Raw genomic sequence first — 9,695 nt, forward strand, 5'->3', positions numbered from 1 at the left:
TGCGCGACTGTCGCGGCGAGCCCGCACTACGCTTGGTACTACGCGTGGCTCGCGCTGCCTGCGACGGTGTCCCCGAGCCCAGCGGTGATCTGGCTCTCCGCGGCCCCCGTCCTCTTCTACATCGACCCGTTCAACGAGCGCTTTGCCTGGCCAAGCCTCGTCTTCGTCCCGGCTCTTGCCCTCGCGTTGCGCGCCGGCCTGCGCGACCAGTCCGTTCCCATCGCGGTCAGTCCACGAGGAGCGTCCTGATGTCGATATCCGCCACGCTCAAGGACCCGCGACGCTACTTCGAGGGGATCGGCGCACAGCGCTCAGCAAGGTCCGAAGTGCTTCCGATCTGCCTCTACCTGGAGGTGACGAACCGTTGCAATCTGCTCTGCGAGACGTGTCCCCGCACTTTTGAAACGCTGGAACCCCCCGCCGACATGAGCTGGGAGTTGTTCACCCGGATCGTCGATCAGGTGCCGAACGTGGCTCGCGTGGTGCTTCACGGTGTCGGCGAGCCGATGCTGGTGAAGTCGCTGCCGCGGATGATCCGCTACCTGAAGAGGCGGGGCATCTACGTGCTGTTCAATACGAACGGCACGCTCATGCAGCCCAAGCGCTTCCAGGAACTGATCGACACTGGGCTCGACGAGCTACGTGTGTCGCTCGACGCTGCGGACCGCGCCTCATACTTGCGGGTGCGCGGCAAGGACTTCTTCGACCGGATCGTCCGCGATGTGGGCCAGTTCGTCGCCTATCAGAGGAGGATCGAGGCCGTCGTGCCGAAGGTCTCACTTTGGCTCACCGGCCTGAAGGAGACCATCGAGCAACTGCCGGCCTTCGTGCGGCTCGCAGCGGAGATGGGCGTGCACGAGGTGCATCTGCAGCGCCTCGTCTTCGACGAGGTCGGGTATGGTCTTGCCCGGGCAGATCACTCGCTGTTCGAGAACACGCAGGCTGAGGAACGCGCAGCGATTGAGGCCGCGCGGGCGATCGGGGCGGATCTCGGCGTCGTCCTCGACGCCTCCGGGGCGACCGAACCAGGCCTCAGCCTCAAGCGGCAGGCCGACGAGCAACCCTGGGCGACCTGCCGCCGCCCGTGGTCGCTGATGTACTTCACCGCTCACGGGCGGGCGCTGCCCTGTTGCATCGCGCCGTTCTCGGTGCGCGGATACAGCCACTACACACTCGGCGATGCGACCCAGGCTTCCCTGCGCGAGATCTGGAACGGCACCGCCTACCGCGACTTCCGCGCCGCGCTCCTCTCGGACGCGCCCCCCGCTCCCTGCCGGAATTGTGGCCTGCGATGGAGCCTGTGAGCGTCATCATTCCGACCCTGAATGAGGTCGAGACGATCGGCGCCGTGCTGCGCGGCATTCCTCCTGCCTATGCGGGAGATCTGATCGTGGCAGATGGTGGCAGCAGCGACGGTACGCCGGCCGCCGCTGTTGCCGCGGGCGCGCGAATGATCGCGGCCGGGCGCGGCTATGGCCGCGCCTGTGCGTCAGGCGCGGCGGCTGCGCGGCCGGAGAACCATGTCCTTGTCTTCCTTGATGGCGACGGAGCCGACCGCGGGGACCTTGTCGCGGAAGTGGCGGGTCCGGTGCTCAGGGGTGAGCGGGATTTTGTCCTGGCTTCGCGGACGCGCGGCGTGCGCGAACCAGGCGCGATGCTCTGGCACCAAGTGCTCGCAGGGCGGCTTGCAGGCTACAGCATCGGAGCGCTCTACGGGGTCCGCTACTCCGACATGTGTGCCTTCCGGGCGATCGACCGCGACGCCCTGGCGCGGCTTCAACTGCGTGAGATGACCTATGGCTGGAACATCGAGATGCAGATGCAGGCTGCTCGCGTCGGCTTGCGGATTGCCGAAATCCCGCTGCCCTACCGGCGCCGCGCGGGCGGCACCTCCAAGGTAGCCGGATCGCTGTTCGGCACGCTGCGGGCTGGCAGTCAGATGATGGCGACATTCCTGCGCGTCGCTGCCGGACCAACACCTCAGCCATGAGCGAGGCCTTCGCGCTCGCAGCCTTCTTGGCGCGCTGGAGCCCTCTCGTCCGGCACGACCTTGCCGCCTCGCATTCCGAGCCTCTGCCCCTCTCCTGGCTGCTTGCCGCCGCCGACGCGGAGGACCGGCGCCGTTGGGAGGCCCTCGACCTCGGCTACGCCCATCCCCAAGGTGCTCCCTGGCTGCGCGCGGCTATCGCGCAGCGATACCGCGGTCTCACGGCCGACGACGTGCTGTGCTGTGCGGGTGCCCAGGAATCCATGAGCTGCCTGTTGCGCGCCGTCTTGGGACCGAATGACCATGCCGTGATGGTGTTGCCCCTCTACGGGCCAACCGAGACGGCTGTGACCACCGTCTGCGCCGCGACCGGTGTGGCGCTGAGCGACGACGGCGCATGGTCTCTGGACATCGACCGGCTCGCGGCCGTCCTGCGCCCGAACACCAAGCTCATTCTGACCAACATTCCGAACAGCCCAACCGGCGCATCTCTCCAAACTGCCGCGCGCGACGCCCTCGTGTCACTCTGCCGGCGCCACGGCCTCTGGCTCGTCAATGACGAAGTCTACCGCGAGACTGATGTGGAATGTTTGCCGCCCATTGCGGACGCCTACGAGCGCGGCGTCTCCATCGACGGATTGTCGAAAGGCTTTGGCCTGCCAGGTCTGCGCGTCGGCTGGATTGCCTGCCGGGAACGGGATCTGCTCGCCCGCACCCTCGTTATTAAGAGCGGACTGTCGAGTTGCCTATCCTCAGCGAGCGAGGTTCTGGCGCACATAGCGCTCCGAAATCGGCACTGGATCGTTGCGCGGACGCGCGACATCGGGCGCCGCAACCGGATCCTCCTCGACGCGCTTCTCGCGCGGCATGCCGCGCTGTTCGACCCGGACGGAGAGCGCAACCTCGCCTTCGCCTTCCCGCGCTACCGCGGCGTCGACGCCGAAGCCTTTGCCGTCGACCTTGCGTGCCGCGGTGGCCTGCTCGTGTTGCCCTCGACTCTGTGGCACTCGCCGCTTGCGCGGCTCCCGGCCGACCGCCTTCGTATCAGCTTGGGCCATGCCAGCGTCGCGCCGGCCCTGGAGGCCCTGGATTCGTACCTCGCCGAGTGCGGGCGCTGAATTTCGAGGCATCGTTGGAATACAAGGTCAGGCGAAGCTCGTCCCCTTGCGGACGAGATCGGCATCGTAGGCACAGCCAGCTTGCATGTGCCTCGGCTGAGGCTACTCAATCGTTTCCCTGAACTGGCAAGCGTTGCTGGAAAACTTGGGCAGGGCACTGTTTCCGTGGACTCGCACCAGAAGGCTGACCAGCACTTCACAGCCGAGCCAAAACGAACGTGGCTCGCCAAGTTCTGGCGTGGGTACACGCGTATCCTGCACGCCGCCTTCGCGACCCTGGTCGGCGCCACCCTACTCGTCCTCGGCGCCCTGTTCGTGAATTACGTGGTCCTGTCGACGCCGAAGGCACGGGCCTACCGCGATCTCGACCCCGCCGTCCCCGAATGCAGCGACGGGCTCGCCCGAGGCTGGACCGTCCTGGCGGATACCGGGCGCCGGCCGCTCGCTGGAACCGACCTCGTCGATGACGGTGGATGGATCGATGCCAGCAATGACGAGAACGCCGCTGCCGCCAGCGATCCGCGCTGGCGAACGCGCTTCCGCTGCGCCCTGCAACGCCACATCGTCACCGCGGAGCGCCCGGACGGCAAGCCGCTCGACTACACGCTGGGGTTCCTGGAATTCCAAGAAGACGGTGAGCCCTACGCCCTCGTGTCCCGCAGCGGCGGCAGTGACGTGGCCAACACAAGCGCGATGCTACGCCACGCGATGGAGAGCCAGATGCGCGCGAGCGGGAGAGCCGCGGCCGGCATCAGGCCGGTGATCACGCAGCTCGACGCGCTCAAACAGCACCTCTCGAGTGGAGCGAACTACGTCCTCGTATTCGTCCATGGCTGGCGCCACGACGCTCGCATCGGCGACGGCAACGTCGCCGACCTGCGCCTCTATGCGGCGCATGTCGCCCGCTTCCTGCAGCAGCGCTGCCCCACCGACCCGAGGGCGTGCGAGACCAAGGTCACGGCCATCTACGTCGGCTGGCGCGGCGCACGGGTCGACGAGCAGGGTTTGCGGGATCTATTCGGCGACGCAATCGGGGGCTTTCTCGGCGACGTTTCAGCGGCCGCTACCCTGTTCGATCGAAAACCGGTCAGCGAAGCGATTGCGCCCGCGGCGATCTCGGCCCTGCGGTCCATCGAATCGGTGCTGGCCACTCCGCGCCCGGATGGCAGCCAGCGCAACAATCGCTTGATCGTCGCCGGGCACAGTCTCGGCGGCAACATGCTCGCCACCGGCCTCAAGGACGACGTGCTGAAAGCGGTGCGCCGTCACGCCTTTGGCAAGACGCTGCCGCCCGTGCTCGGCAATCTCGTCGTGCTGATCAATCCAGCCTCCGAAGCGAGTAAGTGGACGACGGTCCAGCGCGCGGTCTGGGAGCGCATCGCGCTCCGCGCCGACGAGAACACACTAGCCGCCGAGATTGTTCGTGACACCGGCTTCTTCCCACCCGAGCAGCGCCCCGTGATGATATCGGTAACGGCTGCGCTCGCCTTCCCGGCGGGCGGGCTGCGGCCAGGTGATTGCGCCTGGATCGGCCTCGACATCGACGACGGGTACCAAGCCGCACGGCAGCGCATCCGGCAGCGGCTTGCGAGCACCGACGCCATGTTCCATTCCGGCGTCGACTATGATTGGGCGACGCACGATCTGTTTCCGACTTTCAAGCTGGATTTTCGCCCTGCGGGCGGCTTCCTAGACCGCGTCGCTGCCCGTTTCGAGGGCCGTCAGCCCCGAGGGATGACGTGCACGCCGCCGAGGGCCGCCGCGGCTCTCGAGGCGCTCCTGACGCTGCCGCTGCGCGCGCTGGCGGTGATTGCCGAGACCTTCCCGTTTCAAGTCAGTCTCCGCGAGGAGTCGCATACGATCGGCAACCTCGATCCGCCGCGGCCGGCGGCCGGTGTCCTCGCGGATACGCAGCCCTCGGCGGCACCTTTCGGTACGACTCACGAACTGCTCGGCTTGCACGACACGGGGCGGGAGCGCCACCACGCTTACGCGACCCTGGCCGACGCGTCGATCGACTGCCCGCGTTCGGACGGCTGGCTCACGCGGGCGCGGTTGCGGAAGCAGGACCATCACGGACAGTTCTGGGACAGTGAGGATCTTGCCCTGGCCGATCCCGCGGGACCGAGTTTCGCGAAGCCGGCCGCGCGTTTCGTTCACGGGCTCCACCTGACTGGCATCGCGCCGATTACTCTCGCCAACGACCCCTTCTGGAACATGCGGGCCTTCGACAATGCGCTCTCGCGCCACGACGGCTACCGTCTCTCGTCCTTCATCTGCGCAATGAACCAGCTCGTGCTGGACGACATCACGGAGTCCACTCCGCAGATGATCGACACGATGGGAGTTCCGGGCGTCCAAAGCTCCGATGTCAGGCCCTAAGCTGTCACGGATATCGGGGCTCGGACATCTGCGACCGCCGTGAAACCGGGGGCTGCGATAGCCCTGGCTGTGATCGTCAGCCCGTCGGCATCCAGCACAAGCTCGTCGACCTGCACACCTTCCGGAACCGAGGGCACGACGGGTTCGAGATCCGCATCGCGCGCACCCTCTGCCACTCCGAGGATCAACGCGCCGCAAAGCGCTCAGCACCGAACCTGCGGAAGAACCTTAAAAGGGGCCCACGCAGCGATCCGGCGACGCGCCGAGAAGGCTGCCTCTCAGCCGCGGGTCTTCAGCCGCCAGCTGACGTCGCCCGTCTCCAAGATATCGCAGTGATGCGTCAGACGGTCGAGCAAGGCCGTCATCTTCGCGTCGCCGAACACACTGGGCCATTCGGCAAAGGGCAAGTTGGTGGTCACGATCATCGAGGCGCGCTCGTAGAGCCGGCTGATCAGATGGAAGATGCCCGGCCGCTCAGGCAACCGGGCGAGTGTTGCTTAGCGGTCGCGACGTTCGCGGACGGTCGTGCGCTCCTCGCGCCGCTCGATGCGCTCTCTGCGCGGCTCGGGATCAACGCCGAGCACACCACCAACAGTGCCTGTTGCTGCGCCCACGGCTCCGCCGACCACCCCGCCAACTGGCCCAGCTGCGCGGTTGCCGTCCTCGACACCACGTTCTGCACCCCGCACTGTGCCTTGCGCGCAAGCAGGCCCGGTGACGGCGAAAGCAGAAAGAAGAAATGTTGCAGTCAGGAGTGCGCTCTTCATGAAAGATCCTTTCAGCTCGTTGCGTTTGCTTTCAGCTGTAGCTCGCAAGCGAGCCGGCTGAGATGCCTGTCAACGCATCGGCTCCCAAATGGCTGCACTCCGCCTGAGGCCCCCGGCGCCTTCATGAGCAAAACATTTTCGGCAAGCCTTGTACCTCACCCTCCAATCACCATCTCCTGAACATCCAGCGGGATGGCGTCAGGTGTTTCAGAGATGGCAAGCAACATTCATGAGCTGCGGTCGAAGGGTGCCGACAGCGAGAAAATCACGGTCAATCTAGGCTTTGTCGATCTCGGCCGCATAGACCTCATGGTGCGCGACGGCTTCTACGCCAACCGCTCCGACTTCATCCGCACGGCTGTGCGAAACCAGCTCGAGCGGCAGGAAGATGCCGTGCGCCAGTCAATGGCACGCAGGCAACTCAGCCTTGGCCTATCGCACTTTACCAAGCGTGATCTCGAGGCGGCCCGGGATTCCGGAGCGCCGCTTCAAATTCAAGTCATCGGGCTCGCGAGCATCGCAGACGATGTCACCCCCGAACTTGCCCGGGCGGCCATCCGCTCGGTCGAAGTTCTCGGTGCCTTTCAGGCGAGTTCGGCAGTGAAAGCCGCTCTCGCCGACCGGACAGCCTGAACTTCAGACTCGTCATCCCACCGCAAGACCACCCGCACGGCAGCCTCTGCTGGGGCGAACGAAGGATCATGACCATGAGCGCGTTCAGCAAGATCGACATGAGCGAGGTGACCCGTCTCACCCGAGCCGGCAAACTCGCGGAGGCGATCGCACTCCTTCAAGGCCGTGAGGGCCCGGGCTCAACCCACGATGATCAGGGCCAACAGGCGCGTCAGGCAGCCTGGAGCACAGAGCGCGCAGGGCCGATGATCGATATGGTCACGCCCGCGTTCCCAAACGGCGCTTGGACGGAAGCGGGTCAATCGCCGGCCTCGTCTTCAGGCGCCTCCAAGCCTCGCGAGTGGGTCGCCAAGATCCGCAATCTTTCCGAGACCATGTCTGGATTCCACGGACGCCTTGCCGAACCGGGCTCGCTGCCTGGCCTCGGCGAGGGCCTCGGATCTAAACGGCAGGCACCGCTTCCCGTGCCGGATGGGGCTCGCTTCGAGGAGCGGACCTTCTCCAATGATGCGGGCAGCCGCACCTACAAGGTGTTCGTTCCGAGCGGCCACACGGGGCAGGCTCTTCCGGTCGTGGTCATGCTGCACGGTTGCACCCAGAACCCAGATGATTTCGCTGCCGGCACACGGATGAATGAGTTGGCCGAGGAGCAGACCTTCCTTGTCGTGTATCCACGCCAGCCACAATCAGCCAACATGCAAAAGTGCTGGAACTGGTTCAATGCGAATGACCAGCGGCGTGAGGGAGGCGAGCCGTCGCTGATTGCCGGTATCACGCTTGCCGTTGTCGAGGAATTTTCAGCCGACCGGGCCCGCGTTTATGTCGCCGGTCTCTCGGCGGGCGGCGCCGCGGCTGCCATCATGGCCGTGACCTATCCGGATCTGTTCGCCGCGGCCGGCATTCATTCCGGGCTGGCCTGCGGTGCGGCCAGGGACATGCCATCGGCCTTTGCTGCCATGAGCGGAGGCGGGACCGGCCGGGCAAGAGGAAACGGATCCATGGTGCGGACCATCGTCTTCCACGGTGACAGCGATAACACGGTCAAACCGATCAACGGTGATCAGGTGATCGCCCAGGCCACGCCGGCTGCCGCGTTGACCCGGACGACAACCTCCGGGAGGTCCCCGGGCGGGATCGCCTATACAAGGACGGTCCAAGCCGACGAAACTGGGCGCGAAGTCCTTGAGCAGTGGCTATTGCACGGTGCCGGCCACGCCTGGTCCGGCGGCAGCACGGCCGGCTCCTACACGGAACCACGTGGTCCCGATGCCAGCCGAGAAATGCTGCGCTTCTTCCTCGCGCCCACGATCACACCCGCTGACACGCGTCACTGAGTTGGCGGTCTGGGCAGCATGTGCGCATTCCGCATCGGTCGGAATTGGAGCTTATCAGGGCGATGAAGGTAACCATGAACATCGACTGCACGCCCGAAGAGGCGCGATTATTTCCCGGCTTGCCCGACGTAAAGCCGGTGCAAGCTGCGATGCTGGCTGAGATGGAAAAGCGGATGATGGCCGAGATGGAACGGTTCTCGCCTGACGCTCTCCTGAAGAGTTGGCTCTTGGCAGCCCCTCAGGGGTCAGATCAGATGCAGCAGGCGTTTGCCCGCATGTTTCAGCAGGGCTTCGATGGAGGTATGGCACCGCCGAAATGAGGCGCCATGAATTTGGCCGTATCAGACCAGCGCCTCCGGGAAGAGAAAACGGTTTAGGCGCTGGACGTCAGGCAGGGATGATCGCCGCTCTACCTGCGAGCGGAAGGACGACTCAGTGCCCGAGCGCTTGCTAGGGCAGAAGCTTGCTGGACACCCGATCGGCCTGGCACCATCTCCGAGCGTGGTGGGACCGAGGGGCTGACCGATGCGTGGGATGGTTCAGCCCACGCTACCGGAATGGACGCAGATCACATGAACTTCGAAGTGGCTTAGCTAGGCCGCTTTCTTGTCATGTAAGCGGGTTGGAAGCTCGATATCGAGATCGAGCCTCGAAACCTCCTGCCGCTGATCAACGCGGATTTGCACTTTGTCACGCTCGATCGCGACATGCTTGGCGATGACGGCGAGGATTTCCTCGCGCAGGATTTCAACAAGGTGCGACTGCCCAACCTCTGCGCGTTCATGCGCGATGATGAGCTGAAGCCGTTCCCGAGCTACGGGAGCGGTTCTACGCATTGCGAGAAGGCTGAGTAGGCTCATGCCGCCCTCCGTGTGAAGATCTTGCCGAGGAAGGACTTGCGCTCGCTGGGCACGCTCATCGGCACGGTCTCGCCGTTCAGGCGGCGGACCGCGTCGGTGTAGGCGCGGGCCGGGGCCGAGAGCGGGTTGTTGAGGGTGACCGGGCAGCCGACGTTCGAGGCGCGCAGCACCTCCTCGCTCTCCGGGATGATGGCGAGCAGCGGGATCGAGAGGATCTCGAGCACGTCGTCCACCTTCAGCATGTCGCCGCGGTCGGCCCGGGTGGGGTCGTAGCGGGTCAGGATGAGGTGCTTGTCGATGGTCTCGCCCTTCTCGGCCTTGACCGTCTTCGAGTCGAGCAGGCCGATGATGCGGTCGGAGTCGCGCACCGAGGAGACCTCGGGGTTCGTCACCACCACGGCCACGTCCGCGTGGCGCATGGCCAGCGTCGCGCCGCGCTCGATGCCGGCGGGCGAGTCGCAGATCACCCAGTCGAACTTCTCGCGCAGCTCCTCCATGACCCGGGCGACGCCCGCGTCGGTGAGCGCGTCCTTGTCCCGGGTCTGGGAGGCCGGCAGCAGCGAGAGGCAGTCGAGCCGCTTGTCGCGGATCAGCGCCTGCGGCAGCTTGGCGTC

Annotated in this window: 10 protein-coding genes and 2 pseudogenes; 8 read left to right on the top strand and 4 right to left on the bottom strand. The window is 65.6% G+C overall.

The features are described from left to right. The 5 genes and pseudogenes from E1J50_RS24290 to E1J50_RS24310 form a co-directional block, all read left to right on the top strand. Nucleotides 1-249, top strand: a pseudogene (locus E1J50_RS24290) (hypothetical protein); the annotation flags it as partial. Continuing rightward, nucleotides 249-1,304 carry a radical SAM/SPASM domain-containing protein gene (locus tag E1J50_RS24295; RefSeq protein WP_132256554.1) on the top strand — a complete coding sequence of 352 codons (1,056 nt, stop codon included), beginning with the start codon at nt 249-251 and terminating at the stop codon, nt 1,302-1,304. The pseudogene E1J50_RS24290 and the gene E1J50_RS24295, both read left to right, overlap by 1 nt. Next, nucleotides 1,301-1,990, top strand: coding sequence for a glycosyltransferase (locus tag E1J50_RS24300; protein ID WP_132256557.1), 690 nt, complete (start codon nt 1,301-1,303; stop codon nt 1,988-1,990). The genes E1J50_RS24295 and E1J50_RS24300 overlap by 4 nt, the downstream gene beginning before the upstream one ends. Then, nucleotides 1,987-3,105: a pyridoxal phosphate-dependent aminotransferase gene (locus E1J50_RS24305; RefSeq protein WP_132256559.1), complete on the top strand. Its 1,119-nt coding sequence runs from the start codon at nt 1,987-1,989 to the stop codon at nt 3,103-3,105. The genes E1J50_RS24300 and E1J50_RS24305 overlap by 4 nt, the downstream gene beginning before the upstream one ends. A gap of 165 nt (nt 3,106-3,270) precedes the next feature. Further along, nucleotides 3,271-5,487, top strand: coding sequence for a hypothetical protein (locus tag E1J50_RS24310; protein WP_132256562.1), 2,217 nt, complete (start codon nt 3,271-3,273; stop codon nt 5,485-5,487). A gap of 278 nt (nt 5,488-5,765) precedes the next feature. Here the strand turns inward: E1J50_RS24310 and E1J50_RS24315 are convergent. Next, nucleotides 5,766-5,951, bottom strand: a pseudogene (locus E1J50_RS24315) (ATP-binding protein); the annotation flags it as partial. A gap of 33 nt (nt 5,952-5,984) precedes the next feature. Further along, complete coding sequence (locus E1J50_RS24320) at nt 5,985-6,254, bottom strand: hypothetical protein (RefSeq protein ID WP_132256564.1); 270 nt, start codon at nt 6,252-6,254, stop codon at nt 5,985-5,987. A gap of 213 nt (nt 6,255-6,467) precedes the next feature. Between E1J50_RS24320 and E1J50_RS24325 the strand changes: the two genes are divergently transcribed. The 3 genes from E1J50_RS24325 (at nt 6,468) to E1J50_RS24335 (ending at nt 8,541) form a co-directional block, all read left to right on the top strand. Continuing rightward, on the top strand, nt 6,468-6,887 hold the full coding sequence (locus tag E1J50_RS24325; RefSeq protein ID WP_132256566.1) for a CopG family transcriptional regulator: 420 nt from the start codon (nt 6,468-6,470) through the stop codon (nt 6,885-6,887). A gap of 74 nt (nt 6,888-6,961) precedes the next feature. Continuing rightward, complete coding sequence (locus tag E1J50_RS24330) at nt 6,962-8,221, top strand: extracellular catalytic domain type 1 short-chain-length polyhydroxyalkanoate depolymerase (RefSeq protein ID WP_132256568.1); 1,260 nt, start codon at nt 6,962-6,964, stop codon at nt 8,219-8,221. Between the two features lie 62 nt (nt 8,222-8,283). Continuing rightward, nucleotides 8,284-8,541: a DUF6489 family protein gene (locus E1J50_RS24335; RefSeq protein ID WP_132256570.1), complete on the top strand. Its 258-nt coding sequence runs from the start codon at nt 8,284-8,286 to the stop codon at nt 8,539-8,541. A gap of 273 nt (nt 8,542-8,814) precedes the next feature. Here the strand turns inward: E1J50_RS24335 and minE are convergent, their stop codons facing one another. Beyond that, on the bottom strand, nt 8,815-9,081 hold the full coding sequence (minE, locus tag E1J50_RS24340; RefSeq protein ID WP_132256572.1) for a cell division topological specificity factor MinE: 267 nt from the start codon (nt 9,079-9,081) through the stop codon (nt 8,815-8,817). Beyond that, a partial coding sequence (gene minD, locus E1J50_RS24345) for a septum site-determining protein MinD (RefSeq protein WP_132256574.1) occupies nt 9,078-9,695 on the bottom strand: 618 nt, incomplete at its 5' end. The genes minD and minE, both read right to left, overlap by 4 nt.

The sequence above is a fragment of the Methylobacterium segetis genome, assembly GCF_004348265.1.
Classification (GTDB): domain Bacteria; phylum Pseudomonadota; class Alphaproteobacteria; order Rhizobiales; family Beijerinckiaceae; genus Methylobacterium; species Methylobacterium segetis.

Coding starts and splice junctions, on each gene's coding strand:
- E1J50_RS24305 (WP_132256559.1), top strand. CDS start 1,987: ATGAGCGAGGCCTTCGCGCTCGCAGCCTTCTTGGCGCGCTGGAGCCCT.
- E1J50_RS24325 (WP_132256566.1), top strand. CDS start 6,468: ATGGCAAGCAACATTCATGAGCTGCGGTCGAAGGGTGCCGACAGCGAG.
- E1J50_RS24295 (WP_132256554.1), top strand. CDS start 249: ATGTCGATATCCGCCACGCTCAAGGACCCGCGACGCTACTTCGAGGGG.
- E1J50_RS24330 (WP_132256568.1), top strand. CDS start 6,962: ATGAGCGCGTTCAGCAAGATCGACATGAGCGAGGTGACCCGTCTCACC.
- E1J50_RS24335 (WP_132256570.1), top strand. CDS start 8,284: ATGAAGGTAACCATGAACATCGACTGCACGCCCGAAGAGGCGCGATTA.
- minE (WP_132256572.1), bottom strand. CDS start 9,081: ATGAGCCTACTCAGCCTTCTCGCAATGCGTAGAACCGCTCCCGTAGCT.
- E1J50_RS24320 (WP_132256564.1), bottom strand. CDS start 6,254: ATGAAGAGCGCACTCCTGACTGCAACATTTCTTCTTTCTGCTTTCGCC.